Genomic DNA, 17495 nt, shown 5'->3' with positions numbered 1-17495 from the left:
GTTCGAGACGCGCTGCTTTGACAGTGCCCCGTGCATCTGGCAAGGCGCGCCGCGATCTTGATTCCGGTAGCACCCGGTCCCAATAAAATACGAATTTACCGCGCCTGCCATGTGAGCGGGCAAGACTAAGGATTTAGTGAGAATGGCTAAGCCAGAATGGGGCACCAAGCGTTCCTGCCCCAAATGCGGGGAACGCTTCTATGACCTCGGCAATGATGAACCGGTGACCTGCATCGAATGCGGCGAGGAATGGTATCCCGAGCCGGTGCTCAAATCGAAGCAGCCGATCCCGTTCGATGACGCCGAAAAGAAGAAGAAGGAAGGCGAAGCGGACAGCGATCTTGCCGACGATGAGGACGATGAGCTGAAAGACATCGAGAACATCGACGACGAGGAAGACTCGCCTGATAACGATGTCGATCTCGGGGGCGACGATGATCTTGGCGTAGCCAAGGGCAAAGGCGACGACGACGACGACGATAATTAATTCTTGCGTTTCGCGGGGGGCGGTCTTAGAGGGCCACCTCCTTGCGAGAGCAGGGTTTGGGCCCTATATTTGATAGGGTCACATATCGATGAAATGGGGCCTTAGCTCAGCTGGGAGAGCGCAACACTGGCAGTGTTGAGGTCAGCGGTTCGATCCCGCTAGGCTCCACCATCGAACCAATATTAAGTCGGGTTTTCCGCCCGGGAGTTTCCCAGAAAAGTGGTTTCCACTTTTTCTTTCGGGAAGCGACCAGACAGACAAACACCGCACGCTGGCCAACGAGGTTTCGTTCGCCGGCGTTTTTCGCGTTTAGTCCGTGTCGATGTTGGCACAGAGGAGTTGAAGACGATGTTTGACAATCTGTCCGACCGCCTTGGCGGCGTCTTTGACAAGCTCAAGGGCCGTGGCGTGCTCAAGGAACAGGATGTCCGCGATGCCATGCGCGAGGTGCGCATTGCGCTGCTGGAGGCAGATGTTGCGCTCCCGGTCGCGCGCCGGTTCATCGACGCTGTCACTGAAAAGGCAGTCGGTCAGGAAGTCCTCAAGGCCGTCAGTCCGGGACAGCAGGTCGTCAAGATCGTTCATGACGAGCTCATTAGGACGCTAGGCGGCGATCCCGAAGATCCGCATGGCGCGATTGCGGGTGAGGGCCTGATCCTCGAAGCCAAGCCGCCGGTGGTCATCATGATGGTCGGCCTACAGGGCTCGGGTAAGACCACGACGACCGCAAAGCTGGGTAAACTGATCCGCGAGAAGCATGGCAAAAAAGCCATGATGGCATCGCTCGACGTAAACCGTCCGGCTGCGCAGGAGCAACTGGCGGTGCTGGGCGAGCAGGTCGATATCGCGACGCTGCCGATTGTGGCTGGTCAGCAACCGGTCGATATTGCGCGGCGCGCGATGGATTCGGCGAGGCTCCAGAATTTCGACGTTCTGCTGCTCGACACCGCAGGTCGCCTGCATGTCGATGAAGCGCTGATGGCCGAGATGAAAGCCGTTTCCGGCGTCTCTGCGCCGACCGAAGTGCTGCTGGTGGTCGACTCGCTCACCGGTCAGGACGCGGTCAATGTCGCGCAGAGCTTCACGAGTGAAGTTCCGCTGACCGGCGTTGTGCTCACCCGGATGGACGGCGATGCCCGCGGCGGTGCGGCGCTTTCCATGCGTGCGGTTACGGGTAAGCCGATCAAGTTTGCGGGCACGGGCGAAAAGCTCGACGCAATCGAAACCTTCCGGCCCGGCAGCGTGGCCGACCGTATCCTCGGCATGGGCGACGTCGTCAGCCTCGTCGAAAAAGCGGCTGCGACGATCAAGGAAGAAGAAGCCGAGCAGCTCGCGAAGAATTTCGAGAAGGGCAAATTCGACCTTAACGACCTGCGCATGCAGCTGAAGCAGATGCAGAATATGGGCGGCCTCGGGATGCTCGCTGGCATGATGCCAGGCATGAAAAAGGCGAAAGCCGCGATGGCTGCGTCGAACATGGATGACAAGGTGCTGGTTCACATGGATGCGATCATCGGATCGATGACGGCCAAGGAACGCGCGCATCCTGGTGTGATGAACGCCAAACGCAAGAAACGCGTGGCGGCTGGCAGCGGCACCGACGTTCAGACTGTGAACAAGCTGCTCAAGATGCACCAGGAAATGGGCCGCGCGATGAAGCAGATCAAGAAGATGGGTGGGCTGAAGGGCCTCGCAGCGATGTTTGGCGGCGGGGGAATGGGCGGTCCCGGTGGCGGGATGCCCGGCCTTGGTGGCCCGGGCGGCGGAATGCCCGGCGGGCTACCTGGTCTCGGCGGCCCCGGCCCGAAGAAGTAAACGTAACAAACTACACGAATTCAGAAATTTAAACTCGAAAGGTAATTTCAAATGGCAGTAGCAATCCGGCTTTCGCGCGGCGGCGCAAAGAAGCGTCCTTATTATCGCATTGTCGTCTCCGATTCGCGCAGCCCGCGCGACGGTAAGTATCTTGAGCAGATCGGGACCTATAACCCGCTGCTCGCCAAGGATGACGAGAACCGCGTGAAGCTCGACGAAGACCGCGCGAAGTACTGGATCGGCGTCGGCGCCAAGCCGTCCGACCGCGTCCTGCGCTTCTTCGACGCTGCAGGCATCATGGAGCGCGAAGCTCGCAACAATCCGAATAAGGGCAAGCCCGGCGAAAAGGCGACCGAGCGCGCTGAGGAAAAGGCTGAAAAGCTGAAGGAAGCCGAAGAAGCTGCGAAGGCCGCTGAAGAAGAAGCCAAGGCAGCACCTGCGGAAGAAGAAACCGCAGCGGAAGCGACCGAAAATGAAGCAACCGGCTCGGTCAAGACCGAAGAAACCGCTGAAGCTGTGGCAGACGCGGTCGAGGAAGAAACCCCGGCTGACGCCACCGATGAAGACAAGACCGCGATGGCCGAACAGGCTGCCGAAGGCGGCGCGGCTGAAGAAAAGAGCGAGTAAACCGCTCACATGCCCGAAAACAACGATGCGCGCCGGACCGTGGAACTTGCCGCGATTACCGGCGCGCATGGTGTTTCTGGCGAGGTTCGCCTCAAACTGTTCGGGGAGGGCGTCGAGGCTCTCGCCGCGCATACCAGCTTCAACGATGATACGTTGACGCTGAAAAAGGTCCGCTCGGACAACAAGGGCGGCGCGGTTGCGCGGTTCGCCGAAATTTCCGATCGAAACGATGCCGAGAAGCGGCGCGGGACGGTGCTGACCGTGTCGCGCGAAGACTTGCCCCCTTTGGAAGAAGGCGAATTCTACTACGCCGACCTGATCGGCTTGACTGTGGTTACGGACAGCGGCGATGCGGTTGGCATGGTCACTGCCGTCGAGAATTTCGGCGCAAGCGACATAATCGAAATCAACAAAGACCCCGTGCCTGAAAAGGGCATGAAAACCTTTATGGTCCCCATGACCGGCGATGCCGTGATCGAATGGGACGAGACAAAACTTGTGATCGCAGCCGAATTCGCAGAGGACTGAGCGCATGAAAGCGCTCAACGTCGCAATCTGCCAAGCCGCTCCGATCCCGCTCGACATTACGGGCGGGATCGAGAAGGCGACGCGGCTTGCGCGCGAGGCGATCGAGGGCGGCGCGCAGTTCGTGGCCTTCGGCGAGACGTTTCTGGGCGGCTATCCGCTGTGGCTCGATGAGGCTCCGGGAGCGGCGCTGTGGGACCATCCGGGGACAAAGGCGCTCCACGCGATCATGCTGGATCAAGCAATTGTGCCCGGCGACGAGCGGCTGCTGCCTTTGCAGGAGCTGTGCGACGAGAGTGGTGCTTGCATCTCCATCGGCGCGCATGAGCGGCTGCGTCAGAGCCTCTACAACAACCAACTGCTCTTCCGCCCCGGCGAGTCGCCGCTCGACCACCGCAAGCTGGTGCCTACTCATGGCGAGCGGCTGATCTGGATGCGGGGCGATGGCTCGACACTGGACGTCCACGAGGCCGAATGGGGCCGGGCGGGTAACCTGATCTGCTGGGAGCACTGGATGCCGCTCGCCCGCGCGGCGATGCATAATCTCGGCGAGAGCGTGCATGTCGCCGCATGGCCGACCGTGCGCGAGGAATATGCGCTGGCCTCACGGCACTACGCGATGGAGGGACGGTGCTTTGTGCTGGCCGCAGGGCTTGTGCAGCACCGCGATGATTTGTTCGACGGGTTGGAGCGGGTTGGCGGTTCACCGGAGGCCGAGGAGCTGTTCAATGCCCTCGAGAGCGACGTGCTCAATCGTGGCGGATCGATGATCGCCGCACCCGATGCGCGCGTGGTTGCGCAGGCGGGTGACGGTGAGGAGATTTTGCGTGCCGAATTGGATTTGTCAGAGATCGGTCATAACCTCGCGAGCCTCGATACAGATGGCCACTATTCCCGACCCGATGTGTTTGAACTAAGCGTCGATACGCGGGCGAAGGATGGGGTGAATTGGGGCGAAAACCCCAAGATTGTTGACCGATGAACTTTTGGTTCTCGATCTTACTTGCAGCCATGCTTGTAATGGCGCTTTCCGCTTTCCTGAATGTGGTCGTTCGGAAAATGACCAACTCTCAGCGAATTCGAGATTCTTTCGCCTATCTGTTGATACCCACTGCGCTTGTGGTGGTCTGGATCGCTTCTGCCTGGGACGGTTTGTATCCGTGGAACAAGGCAGGTATTTTCATCATTGCTCCTTTTCTCATCATGATTTTCGCCATTTTGTCCGCGTTGTCGAACTTGGTCGCGCAAAGAGTGGTCGATTGAGGCTCTTATTCTTCCCGTTGAGAAGCTCAGCCATGAACCCACTACTAAATGGAAGAGGTGTCGTGGATACGGGTTCCACCCGATCGGCTCGCGATACTCACACCTTGGTTCCCTCCCTCACTGGAGAGGAATTTTGAGCTTCGCCGCCACCATCCTCACGCTCTACCCAGAGATGTTTCCCGGGCCGCTCGGTACTTCGCTGGCGGGCAAGGCGCTGGAGCGGGGGGATTGGAACTGCGCGACCGTGAACCCGCGCGACTTCGCTACTGACAAACACCGCACCGTCGATGACACGCCCGCTGGCGGCGGGGCGGGGATGGTGCTCAAGGCGGATATCCTCGGCGCGGCAGTTGATAGCGTGGCCGATGAACGCCCGATCCTCGCCATGACGCCGCGCGGGAAACCGATCACCCAAGCGCGCATCCGCGAGATCGCACAAGGCCCCGGCGTCACCCTGCTTTGCGGTACCGGTTTGAGGGCTTTGATGAACGCTTGTTTGAAGCGCGGCCTCAGATCGAGCAGGTCAGCCTTGCCGACATCGTCCTTTCCGGCGGTGAAACGGCGGCGATTGCCGTACTTGACGCTTGCATTCGGCTGCTTCCCGGAGTAATGGGCGCGGCTTCTAGCGGGACAGAGGAAAGCTTCGAAGACGGGCTTCTCGAATACCCGCAATATACCCGACCTCAGGAATGGGAAGGGCGCACGATCCCCGAAGTGCTGCGATCTGGGGATCATGCGAAGGTTGATGCTTGGCGCAAGGCTCAGGCGGAAACCGACACTAGGTTACGCAGGCCGGACCTTTGGGAACGCTATTCGAGCGTTCGGGACCAGTCTGCCTCTGGCGCGCGGCGAAAGAAAAAGGAAACGGACCAGTGAACCTGATCCAGCAAATCGAAGCCGAAGAAATCGGCAAGGTCGAAAAAGAAATTCCGGACTTCCGCGCAGGCGACACCGTTCGCGTCGGCGTGAAAGTTACCGAAGGCAACCGCGAGCGTATCCAGAACTTCGAAGGCGTGGTCATAGCGCGTTCGAACCGCGGAATGGGCTCCAATTTCACCGTACGCAAGATGAGCTTCGGTGAAGGCGTCGAGCGTGTATTCCCGGTTTACGCACCGATCGTGGACAGCATCACCGTGGTCCGCCGCGGTGTCGTGCGCCGTGCGAAGCTTTACTATCTGCGCGACCGCACCGGTAAGCGTGCGCGTATCGCCGAACGCCGGGAAAATGCGCCCAAGGCGTAAATCTCGCACCAGCGAAATTCAAAGGGCGGTTCCTGTGGGAGCCGCCCTTTTTGGTATGCGGTCTTGCAAATGAGGCGCTTGATTGCGAGGGGAGCGGGCAATTCACCGGAATTGAAGGGGCCCTCTTTGAAATGCGTCTACCGATCCTTGCCGCTGCAGCTGCCGTGTTGTCCGTTCCTGCCAGCGCGGACGATCACGCGATGACCGATCAGCCCGAACTGACTTTCGAGCGCGTCTTTGCTTCTCCGTCGCTCGAAGGCCCCACGCCGCGTGCAGCCAAGCTTTCCCCGGACGGACGATATCTCACGCTGCTGCGCAACCGCGAAGACGACCGCGAGCGGTACGACCTGTGGGGCTTCGAGGTCAGCTCGGGCGAGTGGTCGATGCTGGTCGATAGCGAGGCCTTGGGCACGGGCCGCGAATTGTCCGAAGACGAGAAAATGCAGCGCGAGCGTGCGCGTGTCGGCAATCTCAAAGGCATAATCAGCTACCAGTGGGCTAGCGACGGGTCGGGCGTGCTCGTCCCGCTCGACGGCGACTTGTATTTCGCCAAACTCGACGGTGAGGTTACGCGCTTGACCGACACCGAGGAAAGCGAACTCAACCCCAAGCTTTCAAGCAAGGGCGGCTACGTCTCCTTCGTGCGCGACCGGCAATTGTGGGTCGGGAAGGTGGGTGAGGACGCCGTTCCTATCACCCCTAGAGAAGAGGATACGATCCGCTGGGGCGAAGCCGAATTCGTTGCGCAAGAAGAGATGAGCCGGATGGACGGCTATTGGTGGGAGCCCAATGACCTTCGCATCGCGGTGCAGCGCACGGATGAAAGCCCGGTCGGGATTGTCACCCGCGCTGCAATCGGCGCGACCGGGACCAAGGTTTTCGACCAGCGTTATCCGGTTGCGGGATCGGATAATGCGCTTGTCGAGCTTTTCGTGATGGACCCGGACGGCGAGAACCGCGTGAAGGTCGATCTGGGCGAAAGCACCGACATCTACATCGCTCGCGTCGATTGGGGGCCGGACGACTTCCTGTATATCCAGCGCCAGAACCGCGAGCAGACAGTGCTCGATATGTTGAAAGTCGATCCAGCGACAGGTGAGAGCGAGGTTCTCTTCACCGAAACCGCCGCGCGCGAGGATTACTGGATCAACCTCAGCGACAATTACCGCTTCCTGAAGGATGGCAGCCTGCTGTGGTGGTCGGAACGCGATGGATACGGGCACCTATACGTCTTCAGGGACGGTCAGTGGTTCCAGCTGACGAATGGGGATTGGGTGGTGACGAAACTGCTCGGATACGATGGAGATGCCGGTCGAGTATATTTTCAGGGCAACGCTGACGGCATCCTCGAGCAGCATGTCTATGCGCTTGATATGTCATGCGACCCCCATTGCGTCGATCGACTAACGGAGCCCGGATATGTGCATTCTGCGATCATGGATAACAAAGCGCGGTCGCTTTACATCACCCGGTCAAACGTAGGGCAGCCTGCGCAGAGCTATCTCGCCAACACCCATGGCGAGCGCCTTACCTGGATCGAGCAGAACGCACTCAATGCCGAGCATCCCTACGCGCCCTATCTCGCCAGCCATGTAACACCCGAATACGGCACAGTGGCGGCCGAAGACGGAACGCCGTTGCACTGGATGATGCTCAAGCCCGAGATGGAGCCGGGCAAGAAATACCCGGTGTTCTATTACCACTATTCCGGTCCTGGACCGCAGATCGTGGACAAGGGCTGGCAGGGCGCGCTTGCGCAGGCGATTGTCGACAAGGGCTACATCTACTTCGCGCTCGACAATCGCGGCACGGCCAATCGCGGCGTGGACTTCGAACAACCGCTCTACCGGGCGATGGGCGCGGTCGAGGTGCGTGACCAGAAGATCGGCGCGGAGTTCCTCAAGACGCTCGACTTCGTCGATTCTGACAAGATCGCGCTCTATGGCTGGTCCTATGGCGGTTACATGACGCTGAAACAGCTACAGGCCGATCCGGGACTGTATGCTGCGGGTATTTCCGGCGCGCCGGTGACCAAGTGGGAGCTTTACGACACGCATTACACAGAACGCTTCATGGGCGATCCGCGCGAAGTGCCGGAGGCTTACGAAGCCGCAAGCGCGATCCCCGATGCGACCAAGATCAGCGATCCGCTGCTGCTGATCCACGGCATGGCGGACGACAATGTGGTGTTTGAAAACTCGTCTGAACTCATCAGCGTGCTGCAGGAAGGCAACGTGCCGTTCGAGATGATGCTCTATCCCGGATACACGCACCGTGTGGCGGGCGAGAATATCTCGCCGCATCTTTGGAACACGATCTTCCGCTTTCTTGAAAGCCACGGCGTGAAACCGCCGGAGTAATCAACTGGCCAGCCACTCGAGCGCTTTGGAAGCGACTTCATCAGCGGCCTCAACCTGCGGATAGTGACCGACCCTCGGGATCAGATGATGGCGAGCGCCGGGAAGCACTTCGCGCCATTTTTCATAGGCATGTCTTCCGGATACCGGATCGAGCGCTCCGTTGATCAGGCCAATCCGGTCCTGCGCGCTCACCAGTGTCGCCTCCCAACGTTCCTTATGTGTCATTCGGTCCGCGATATAGTGCAGCAGCTTGTGCGTGATGGGGTTGCCGCCCTTGTAGCTGATGAACTCCCAGAACTCGTCTAGCTCTGCCTCTGTTGGCTGTGTGTCGGGTCCGAAGACTTCCGAGAAACTCCGGCCAAAACTTTTGCGATTCATCAGCAGTCCGACGAGGAAGCCGAGCGGTGATACGCCGAGTTTCTGGATCGGGCGCGGGCGGTGCTGTTCGGGGAAGATACCGCCATTCAGGTATACCACTTGACCGAGACCCGCGACGCCCGACCCCTCTTGCTGCCGGGCTAGTAACTCCTGTCCTACAGACACGCCGTAATCATGCACCAGGGCGTCAAATTCAGTAATGCCAAGTTCGGCCAGCAGGCTCTCGTGAATATCGGACTGTCCGTGGATCGAGTATTCGCCTCGTGGTTTGTCCGATAGGCCAAAGCCCAGCATGTCACAGGCAATCAGATGATGTTTTTCGCCAAGCGCGTCCCATATGCGTGCCCAATCCCACGCACAGGTTGGGAAGCCGTGCACAAGCACCAGCGGGCGTGCATTCGTATTTCCGCCGGTCCAATAGGCGATTTGAAGCCCCTGGTAGTCAAAATGCTTGGCTTTCGCACGCCAGTCCAGTGTATCTGCGCTCACGTTTTTCCCCTTGTGCTGGCACGCTAGTGTCGCCAGCGAGTGGCGCAAACAGTTTTGAAACGGAGAATGTGATTTGGGCTACCGTGTAGCAGTCGTCGGCGCGACCGGAAATGTCGGGCGCGAAATGATGCAGATCCTCGCCGAGCGCGAGTTTCCCTGCGATGAGGTGGCTGCGGTCGCTTCAGGACGCAGCCAGGGGACCGAGGTTGAATTCGGCGACACCGGAAAGATGCTCAAATGCAAGAATATCGAGCATTTCGACTGGGCAGGATGGGACATTGCCCTGTTCGCAGCGGGCAGCGGCCCGGCCAAGGAATACGCGCCCAAGGCGGCAGCTGCAGGCTGCGTCGTGATCGACAATTCCTCGCTCTACCGCATGGAGCCCGATGTGCCGCTCATCGTACCGGAGGTGAACCCGGATGCGATCGATGGCTATTCGAAGCGCAACATTATCGCCAACCCCAATTGCTCGACCGCGCAGCTCGTTGTCGCGCTCGCGCCCCTGCACAAGGCTGCCGGGATCAAGCGCGTGGTCGTCTCGACCTACCAATCGGTGTCGGGCGCGGGCAAGGCGGGCATGGACGAACTGTTCGAACAGAGCCGGGCAATCTTCGTTGGCGATCCGGTGGAGCCGAGCAAGTTCACCAAGCAGATCGCCTTCAACGTGATCCCGCATATCGACGTCTTCCTCGACGATGGATCGACCAAGGAAGAATGGAAGATGGTGGTCGAGACCAAAAAGATCCTCGACCCCAAGATTAAGCTTAACGCCACATGCGTACGTGTGCCGGTCTTCGTAGGCCATGCCGAGGCGGTGAATATCGAGTTCGAGAAAGAGCTCTCCGCTGAACAGGCGCAGGACATCCTGCGCGAGGCACCGGGCATCATGCTCGTCGATAAGCGCGAGGACGAAGGCTATGTCACTCCGGTGGAATGCGCCGGCGACAGTGCGACCTATATCAGCCGCGTGCGCGATGATCCCACGGTTGAGCACGGACTGACGTTGTGGTGCGTGTCCGATAATTTGCGCAAGGGCGCGGCGCTCAATGCGGTGCAGATCGCCGAATTGCTGGGGCGGCGGCATTTGAAGAAAGGATAGGGATCATGCGCATTTTCCTGCTGACTGGCGCGGCTCTTGCGCTGGCCGCTTGCGATAGCGGAAATGTCCCGAGCCCTGCCGAACAGGCGCAGCTGCGTCCGAGTGCGCAAACGGTCGATGCGAACGAAGTGTTGCTCAAGCCCGACGGCCTGACTGCCGGGCCGGAAGCATTCTATTTTGCTGCCGGGCAGGCCGAGGTCGAAGCCTCGCTAGCCAGAGCGCTTGGCAAGCCAGGAGATGCCGGCGAAAACCCGGAATGCGGCGCTGGAGCGATGCAATACTCGTCCTTCCCCGGCGGCCTTACTGTCAATTTCCAGAATGGCAGTCTGGTCGGCTGGTTTTGGGACGATACGACTGAGACGATCAGCCTCACGGGTAATATTGCGATCGGCGCGCCGCGCAGCGAGATCGAAGCGACCGACGGTTTCGCCATGATCGAGGAAAGCACCCTCGGCGAGGAATTCGCGATCGGCGACCGGATCGGCGGCTTTTTCGAAGGTGACAACCTGTCCAGCCTCTACGCTGGCACTCAGTGCTTTTTCCGGTGAAAGGTGCAGCGCTCGAATTTCGACCGATTGCCAAGGGCAAGGGGCTGCCCGGCCCGCAAGAAGCGGGTGACTTCTCACAAGCTATCGCGGAAGTTGCAGAGAGCGAACAGCTCCCTCCTTGGTGCGCCTATCTCGGTTGGAAGGATGGTCACGCCGTAGTCTTCGGATCCTTCAAGGGGGCGCCAAATCCAGACGGCGAGGTAGAGATCGGTTATCTGACATTCACCGAGCATGAGGGGAAGGGATTGGCCAAGGCCGCAGCTGCGTTTCTCGTCGATGTTGCGCGTGAAGCGGGCGCGCAATGCGTGATTGCAGACACGCTCCCGCAGGATAATCCGTCTACCGGAGTGCTGCTAGCCAACGGTTTTGCTCGTCATGGCTGCGTCGAGGACGACGAAATCGGTAGAGCTTGGCGCTGGCGACTAGTTCTCTAAGATAGCGAAATGACCTTTTCAGCCGATCTCTATTTCAGCTTTCGTTCGCCGTATTCTTACCTTTCGGTGGGCAGATACCGGGCGATGACGGAGGAATTCGACCTCGATATCGTCTTGAAGCCGGTCTATCCGCTCGCGGTGCGCCAGCCCGATTTCTTCGAGCGCAATCATCCCAACTGGATCGGATACACGATGCGCGACATGGTCCGCGTGGCGCAATTCCACGGCATTCCCTTCGGCGCGCCGCGTCCCGATCCCATCATTCAGGACATGGCGACGCGCGCAATCGCGCCTGAGCAGCCATATATCGAACGGATCACGCGGCTGGGTCAGGCGGCAAATCGGCGCGGCAAGGGCCTCGACTTTGCGCATGAGGCAGCCGCGCTTATCTGGGGCGGCGCGCAAAACTGGAATGAGGGCGATCACCTTGCGGGCGCAGCGCAGCGTGCCGGGCTGGACCTCGCCGAGCTGGACGCCGAAGTGAGCGAGCAGGGCGACGCACTCGACGAGGAAATCGCTGCGAACCAGACCGCACTCGAGGCAGCAGGGCATTGGGGCGTCCCGACGCTGGTGTTCGAAAACGAGCCGTTTTTCGGTCAGGATCGGATCGAAATGGCCAAATGGCGCATGGAGCAAAAAGGGCTCGCAAAGCGGTGAGTTTCACGGGCGGCTGCCAATGCGGAGCGGTGCGGTATCGCGTCGATACTGACCGCCTTGTCCCTTATGCATGCCATTGCCGCGAATGTCAGAAACAATCCGCCAGTGCGTTCGGCATCTCCGTGCCGGTATTGCTCGATAGTCTCCAAATCGAGGGAGACACGGCCTCGTGGCGTCGCCCCACCGATAGCGGCTCTCATACGATCTGCCATTTTTGCAAGGCCTGCGGCAGCCGCGTCTACCACGCTGGAGAAAACCGGCCCGGCATCGTGACCATCAAGGGTGGCTCACTCGATAACGCGGCAGAGATAGAGCCGGTCGCGCATATCTGGACGAGCAGCAAACAAGGCTGGGTCGTGCTTCCGCCCGGCGTGCCGCAGTGGAGCAAACAACCGCAGACGCCGGAAGAATGGATGGAATTGTTGACATGAGCGAACCGGTGCAAACGACATTCTCGTCCTTTGACGGCACCGAGCTTGCGGTGCACCGCATCGGCGAAGGCCGCCCGGTTGTCCTGCTCCACGGCCTGTTCTCAAGCGCCGACATGAACTGGATCAGGTGGGGGCATGCCGAGAAGTTGGCGCAGGCCGGTTTCGAGGCGATCATGCTCGATTTCCGGGTCCACGGCCAAAGCGCATCACCGCGCGAGCCATCGGCCTATCCCGCTGGAGTGCTGGTGAGAGACGCGGCGGCGCTGGTCGATTACGCCGGATTGTCCGACGGGGAGTATGATCTTGTCGGCTTCTCGCTCGGCGCGCGCACCGCGATCCACGCCTGCGCGACCGGCGTCCTGCATCCGCGCCACCTGATTGCTTGCGGCATGGGCGTTGCAGGGCTGTCCGAATGGCAGCGGCGCTCTGCTTTTTTCAAGCGCGTCATCGACGAGTTCGACACGATCGAGCGCGGCGATCCTGCCTATCTCTCTCGCCAATTCCTCAAATCGCAAGGGGTTGACCGCGTGGCCGCGCGATTGCTCCTCGATGCGTTCGAAGACCTCGACCCCGCAATGCTTGCGAATATCGACGTGCCGGCGCTCGTGCTGTGCGGCGAGAAGGATGACGACAACGGATCGGCGGAGGAGTTGGCGCGGCTGTTGCCTGATGCGATCTACCAGACTGTCCCGGGCGGACATCTCGACAGCGCAACCAAGCCGGAGCTTGGCAGCGCGATTGTAGAATACCTGCAAGGGGTAAGCCCCGCAGGGAAATCGACGAACACCGCTTGATTCAGGTGGGCCACAGGTCCAATCAGCTACCCATCGCAGACCAACACAATCGTAGAGGATCGCAACTCACATGAAATTCGCACCACGCGCGCTCACAACTTCATTCGCGGCGCTTGCCGTTTCGCTCGCTTCCGCTCCTGCACTGGCTGATGGCCACGGGGCCGACCATGCAGCAGAAGAAGCTGCCGCAACAGAGTTTCCCCTGACGCCTGAGGGCGCGGCCGATTTCATCGCCGCTGCCGAGGCTGACATGCTCGAATTTTCCAACACGTTCGCGCATATTTCGTGGCTGAACGCGACCTACATCAACCACGACAGCAACACGCTAGCGGCGAAATACGGCGCGGAGGCGACCCTAAAGAGCGTTGGTTATGCCAACGAAGCGGCCAAGTATGCGCAGATCGAAGGGCTGGACCCCGAAGTCGCGCGCAAGCTCGACATGCTGCGCAACGGCATTTCGATGCCCGCCCCATCGCGCGACGGCGCTGCCGAAGAGCTGTCGAACATCGCGACCAAGCTTGGATCGGATTACGGACAGGGCAAAGGCACGCTGAACGGTGAGCCGATCAACGGCTCCGACATCGAAGCGGAAATGGGCAATATCGAGCGGACACCGGCAGAGCTCGCCGAAATGTGGGCGAGCTGGCACGACAATGTCGGCGCGCCGATGCGGGAGGATTACACTCGCATGCTCGCCATCGCCAATGAAGGCGCGGCCGAGCTCGGCTTCGACAATGTCGGGACGATGTGGCGCTCCGGTTATGATATGACGCCCGAGGCATTCGCCGCCGATACGGAGCGGATGTGGCAGGAAGTCAAACCGCTCTATGTCGCGCTGCACACCTATGTCCGCCGCAAGCTCAATGAGAAGCACGGCGACGAAGTGCAGCCCGCCACCGGCCCGATCCGCGCTGATCTGCTCGGCAACATGTGGGCGCAGGAATGGGGCAATATCTATCCGCTTGTGGCGCCCGAAGGCGCAGGGGACATTGGGTATGACCTCACCAACCTGATCGAGCAGAAAGAACTCGACGCGGTGCAGATGACCCGCGTGGGCGAGGACTTTTTCTCCTCGCTCGGCTTCGAGCCGTTGCCCGAAACTTTCTGGGAGCGCAGCCAGTTCACCAAACCGCGCGACCGCGAAGTTGTCTGCCATGCAAGCGCGTGGAACCTCGACAATATCGACGACCTGCGCATCAAGATGTGCATCAAGCAGAACGCGGATGACTTTATCACCATTCACCACGAGCTTGGCCACAATTACTACCAACGCGCTTACAACCAGCAGGACTATTTGCACCTGAACGGCGCGAATGACGGTTTCCATGAAGCTATAGGGGATATGATCGCGCTATCGATTACGCCCGATTACCTTGTGCAGATCGACATGCTCGAACCCGAGCAGGTGCCTAGCGCTGACAAGGATATCGGCCTGCTGCTGCGTCAGGCGATGGACAAGGTCGCCTTCCTCCCGTTCGGCCTGCTGGTCGACCGTTATCGCTGGAGCCTGTTCGACGGATCGGTCGCGCCGGAGGATTACAACACCGCATGGACCGATCTGCGCACCGAATATCAGGGCATTGTCCCGCCGGTTGAGCGTCCAGCCGATGCCTTCGATCCGGGCGCGAAATATCATGTGCCGGGCAACGTGTCGTATACGCGCTACTTCCTTGCGCGGCTGCTGCAATTTCAGTTCTATAAGGCCGCCTGTGATCAGGCCGGATGGGAAGGGCCGCTGCACCGCTGTTCGTTCTACGGCAACGAAGAAGTCGGCAAGAACCTGAACGCGATGCTCGAACTCGGCGCATCCAAGCCGTGGCCCGACGCACTCGAAGCCTTTACAGGTGAGCGCCAGATGTCCGGCGCGGCGATGGTCGAGTATTTTGCCCCGCTGAAGGAATGGCTGGACGAGCAGAACGCTGGCCAGGAAGAGGGTTGGTAATGAGGCATCTTGCTGCCCGGAACGTTCTCCTGCCTGCACTAATGGCGGTCATGGCATGCGCGCCGGGCGGTGAGGCTTCCACCGCGTCACAGGCGGCGGCAAATGGTGAGGATCGTCCGACCCTGTTCGTTGCCAACAAGCGCGGCAACACCTTGTCGAAAATCGACCTCGAAACTGGCGAAGAGTTGCTGCGCCTCGATAGCTGCACGAACCCGCATGAACTGGCGACGTCACCCGATGGCAAGCATGTCGCGCTCGCCTGCTATGGCGGAACTACGGTCGATATCTTTGCTACCGGCGACCTGTCTCGTGTCGCGAGTATCGACCTTGGGGCGAACGCGCGTCCGCACGGCATAGTCTGGCACCCGACCGGCGACATCTACGCCACCGCGGAAGGCCGTAAGTCTGTGTTCTGGATCCACCGGTACGCTCGGTGAGAGGCAGGCATTCGAATATTCCACAGGCAAGGAAGGCAGCCACATGCTGGTTGTTTCTCCCGATGCGGATATCGCGTGGACGACCGATCTCGGCTCGCGAACGGTCACGCGGGTCGATCTGAAAGCGAAGCGAGCGCCGCTTTCGGTCACCGTCGGAGAGGAGCCCGAAGGCATCGCGCTCTCGCCCGATGGTAAGGCGCTATGGGTGTCGGCGCGCGGATCGAACCAGGCGTTCGAGCTTGATCCGATGACGATGGAGGTGCGCAATACCATCGAAACCGGCGCATTCCCGCTGCGGCTCGCAATCCGGCCGCAAGGCGACGTCGCGGTCACCTCCGACCTCGCCGATGGCGGCCTGACCGTGATCGATCTTTCCGCCGCCAAAGTTGTGCGCAGCATTGCCGTATCCGGATCCGAAGAGGCGCAGGACCGGTTTCAGGTCACCATCCTGTGGTCCGATGACGGGTCGAAGATTTACGTCGCCGAAACCGCAAGCAATACCGTCGCGGAGGTCGATTACGCGACCGGCAAAGTGCTTCGCCGCCTCCCCACGGGTGAGGGCGGGGACGGCATGGCCATCCTTCCTTGACCGGTCGCAAGCTGCTTCCTGCAGTCGGTTGGCGTGAACTCGTCGACCTGCCCGCGCTTGGCCTCTCCGGCATACCGGCAAAGATCGACACGGGCGCGCGTACGTCTTCGCTGCACGGTCATGTGCTCGAGCAATTCGATCGCGCGGGCAAACCCTTTGTCCGCTTCTCGGTCGACTGGGACGGCGAAGCGCATGAATGCGAGGCTGTGCAGGTCGACACGCGCGGCATAACCAGCTCTAATGGTGAAACGCAGCAACGGTTCGTCATCAAAACGCCGCTCCGTATCGGCGATATAGAGTTTCGCGCAGAATTCAGCCTTGCGGACCGGTCCGACATGCAATTCCCGATGCTGATCGGACGAACGGCTCTCCGCCGCCATTTCATGGTCGATAGCGGCCATTCCTGGCTTCAGTCACCACAGAAGCCGACGACTAGAATTTCCAACTCTTGAAAGTGCCCTCCCTATGAAAATTGCAATGCTCGCCCGCAATCCGAACCTCTATTCGCACAAGCGGCTGAAAGAGGGAGCGGAGGCGCGCGGTCATGAATTGGATATTCTCAACACGACGCGCTGCACGGTGAATATCGCCAGCCACCGGCCAACCATCATGTATCGCGGAGAAACGCTCTCCGGTTATGACGCGGTTATTCCGCGCATCGGTGCTTCGATCACCAATTACGGGCTTGCGGTCTTGCGCCAATTCGAGATGGGCGGTGTGTGGTCGCTTAATGAATCCGTTGCCATTGGCCGCAGCCGCGACAAGCTGCGCTCGACGCAGATCATGGCGAAATATGGCTTGGGCCTGCCACTTACGGCCTATGCCAATGATCCCAAGCAGGCAGAAGAGATCATCAAGGCGGTCAATGGTCCGCCGGTGGTGATCAAGCTGCTGGAGGGCGCGCAAGGTATCGGAGTGGTCCTTGCCGAGACGCTCAAGGGCGGGGCTTCGATCATCGAGGCGTTTCGCGGCGCAAACGTGAACATCATGGTGCAGGAATTCATCAAGGAAGCGGGCGGATCGGACATCCGCTGTCTCGTCGTCGGCGGCAAGGTCGTGGCGGCGATGAAGCGGCAGGGCGCAGAGGGTGAATTCCGCTCGAACCTGCACCGCGGCGGCAGCGCTCAGCTGATCAAGATCACGCCCGAGGAACGCTCGACAGCTGTCCGCGCGGCCAAGGCGATGGGGCTGAACGTTTGCGGTGTGGACCTGTTGCGAAGCAATCATGGGCCGGTCATCATGGAGGTGAATTCCTCGCCCGGCCTCGAAGGCATTGAGAATGCCACCGGCAAGGATATTGCGGGCCAGATAATCGAGTTCATGGAAGCAAAGGCAAAGCCGGGAGATACCAAGACCAAGGGTAAGGGATGACGGGCAGA

20 protein-coding genes, 1 tRNA gene and 1 pseudogene are annotated in these 17495 nt (G+C 60.1%); 21 read left to right on the top strand and 1 reads right to left on the bottom strand.

The genetic code is table 11. The features are described 5' to 3' along the window. Positions 1-142: 142 nt before the first annotated feature. The 10 genes and pseudogenes from AC0L39_RS10350 (at position 143) to AC0L39_RS10305 (ending at position 8318) form a co-directional block, all read left to right on the top strand. Positions 143-487, top strand: coding sequence for a TIGR02300 family protein (locus tag AC0L39_RS10350; protein WP_473257667.1), 345 nt, complete (start codon positions 143-145; stop codon positions 485-487). A 95-nt stretch (positions 488-582) separates the two neighbouring features. After that, positions 583-658 (top strand) — tRNA-Ala (locus AC0L39_RS10345). A 177-nt stretch (positions 659-835) separates the two neighbouring features. Beyond that, positions 836-2302 (top strand): signal recognition particle protein, encoded by a 1467-nt coding sequence (gene ffh, locus AC0L39_RS10340; protein WP_473257665.1) that lies wholly within the window; start codon positions 836-838, stop codon positions 2300-2302. A gap of 51 nt (positions 2303-2353) precedes the next feature. Then, positions 2354-2929, top strand: a complete 576-nt coding sequence (gene rpsP, locus AC0L39_RS10335) for a 30S ribosomal protein S16 (protein ID WP_473257663.1) — start codon at positions 2354-2356, stop codon at positions 2927-2929. Between the two features lie 9 nt (positions 2930-2938). Continuing rightward, positions 2939-3457, top strand: a complete 519-nt coding sequence (gene rimM, locus AC0L39_RS10330; protein ID WP_473257661.1) for a ribosome maturation factor RimM — start codon at positions 2939-2941, stop codon at positions 3455-3457. Positions 3458-3461: 4 nt separating this feature from the next. Next, positions 3462-4436, top strand: coding sequence for a carbon-nitrogen hydrolase family protein (locus AC0L39_RS10325; protein ID WP_473257659.1), 975 nt, complete (start codon positions 3462-3464; stop codon positions 4434-4436). After that, a complete protein-coding gene (locus tag AC0L39_RS10320; RefSeq protein WP_473257658.1) occupies positions 4433-4717 on the top strand; it encodes a hypothetical protein in 285 nt (94 codons plus the stop codon). The genes AC0L39_RS10325 and AC0L39_RS10320 overlap by 4 nt, the downstream gene beginning before the upstream one ends. A gap of 133 nt (positions 4718-4850) precedes the next feature. After that, positions 4851-5593: pseudogene (gene trmD, locus AC0L39_RS10315) on the top strand (tRNA (guanosine(37)-N1)-methyltransferase TrmD). Beyond that, positions 5590-5958, top strand: coding sequence for a 50S ribosomal protein L19 (gene rplS / locus AC0L39_RS10310; RefSeq protein ID WP_473257656.1), 369 nt, complete (start codon positions 5590-5592; stop codon positions 5956-5958). Before trmD ends, rplS begins: the two are co-directional and overlap by 4 nt. Positions 5959-6089: 131 nt before the next feature. Continuing rightward, positions 6090-8318 carry a S9 family peptidase gene (locus tag AC0L39_RS10305; protein WP_473257654.1) on the top strand — a complete coding sequence of 743 codons (2229 nt, stop codon included), beginning with the start codon at positions 6090-6092 and terminating at the stop codon, positions 8316-8318. Here the strand turns inward: AC0L39_RS10305 and AC0L39_RS10300 are convergent, their stop codons facing one another. After that, on the bottom strand, positions 8319-9185 hold the full coding sequence (locus AC0L39_RS10300; RefSeq protein WP_473257652.1) for an alpha/beta fold hydrolase: 867 nt from the start codon (positions 9183-9185) through the stop codon (positions 8319-8321). Positions 9186-9258: 73 nt separating this feature from the next. Here AC0L39_RS10300 and AC0L39_RS10295 point away from each other — a divergent pair, with 73 nt between their 5' ends. The 11 genes from AC0L39_RS10295 to rimK all read left to right on the top strand — a co-directional run bounded on the left by AC0L39_RS10295 (position 9259) and on the right by rimK (position 17487). After that, the gene (locus tag AC0L39_RS10295; protein WP_473257650.1) at positions 9259-10284 is read left to right on the top strand and encodes an aspartate-semialdehyde dehydrogenase; all 1026 of its coding nucleotides are present in this window, start codon (positions 9259-9261) and stop codon (positions 10282-10284) included. Between the two features lie 5 nt (positions 10285-10289). Further along, a complete protein-coding gene (locus tag AC0L39_RS10290; RefSeq protein WP_473257649.1) occupies positions 10290-10832 on the top strand; it encodes an aspartate-semialdehyde dehydrogenase in 543 nt (180 codons plus the stop codon). Further along, positions 10817-11266, top strand: coding sequence for a GNAT family N-acetyltransferase (locus tag AC0L39_RS10285; RefSeq protein ID WP_473257647.1), 450 nt, complete (start codon positions 10817-10819; stop codon positions 11264-11266). Before AC0L39_RS10290 ends, AC0L39_RS10285 begins: the two co-directional genes overlap by 16 nt. Before the next feature lie 9 nt (positions 11267-11275). Then, the gene (locus AC0L39_RS10280) at positions 11276-11923 is read left to right on the top strand and encodes a DsbA family protein (RefSeq protein ID WP_473257646.1); all 648 of its coding nucleotides are present in this window, start codon (positions 11276-11278) and stop codon (positions 11921-11923) included. Then, positions 11920-12354 carry a GFA family protein gene (locus tag AC0L39_RS10275; RefSeq protein ID WP_473257644.1) on the top strand — a complete coding sequence of 145 codons (435 nt, stop codon included), beginning with the start codon at positions 11920-11922 and terminating at the stop codon, positions 12352-12354. The genes AC0L39_RS10280 and AC0L39_RS10275 overlap by 4 nt, the downstream gene beginning before the upstream one ends. Then, positions 12351-13148, top strand: coding sequence for an alpha/beta fold hydrolase (locus AC0L39_RS10270; protein ID WP_473257642.1), 798 nt, complete (start codon positions 12351-12353; stop codon positions 13146-13148). The genes AC0L39_RS10275 and AC0L39_RS10270 overlap by 4 nt, the downstream gene beginning before the upstream one ends. 70 nt (positions 13149-13218) lie before the next feature. Further along, entirely contained in the window at positions 13219-15090 is a 1872-nt protein-coding gene (locus AC0L39_RS10265) for a M2 family metallopeptidase (RefSeq protein ID WP_473257640.1), read from the top strand. Continuing rightward, the gene (locus AC0L39_RS10260; RefSeq protein WP_473257638.1) at positions 15090-15527 is read left to right on the top strand and encodes a YncE family protein; all 438 of its coding nucleotides are present in this window, start codon (positions 15090-15092) and stop codon (positions 15525-15527) included. The genes AC0L39_RS10265 and AC0L39_RS10260 overlap by 1 nt, the downstream gene beginning before the upstream one ends. A 43-nt stretch (positions 15528-15570) precedes the next feature. Further along, a complete protein-coding gene (locus AC0L39_RS10255; RefSeq protein WP_473257636.1) occupies positions 15571-16116 on the top strand; it encodes a YncE family protein in 546 nt (181 codons plus the stop codon). Further along, a complete protein-coding gene (locus AC0L39_RS10250; protein ID WP_473257634.1) occupies positions 16113-16568 on the top strand; it encodes an ATP-dependent zinc protease family protein in 456 nt (151 codons plus the stop codon). Before AC0L39_RS10255 ends, AC0L39_RS10250 begins: the two co-directional genes overlap by 4 nt. 13 nt (positions 16569-16581) lie before the next feature. Beyond that, a complete protein-coding gene (gene rimK / locus AC0L39_RS10245) occupies positions 16582-17487 on the top strand; it encodes a 30S ribosomal protein S6--L-glutamate ligase (RefSeq protein ID WP_473257632.1) in 906 nt (301 codons plus the stop codon). Positions 17488-17495: the final 8 nt, after the last annotated feature.

Source organism: Erythrobacter sp. K21-9, assembly GCF_055808355.1.
Note: the sequence above shows the minus strand (reverse complement) of the source record. Positions and strands in the feature narration are given on the sequence as shown.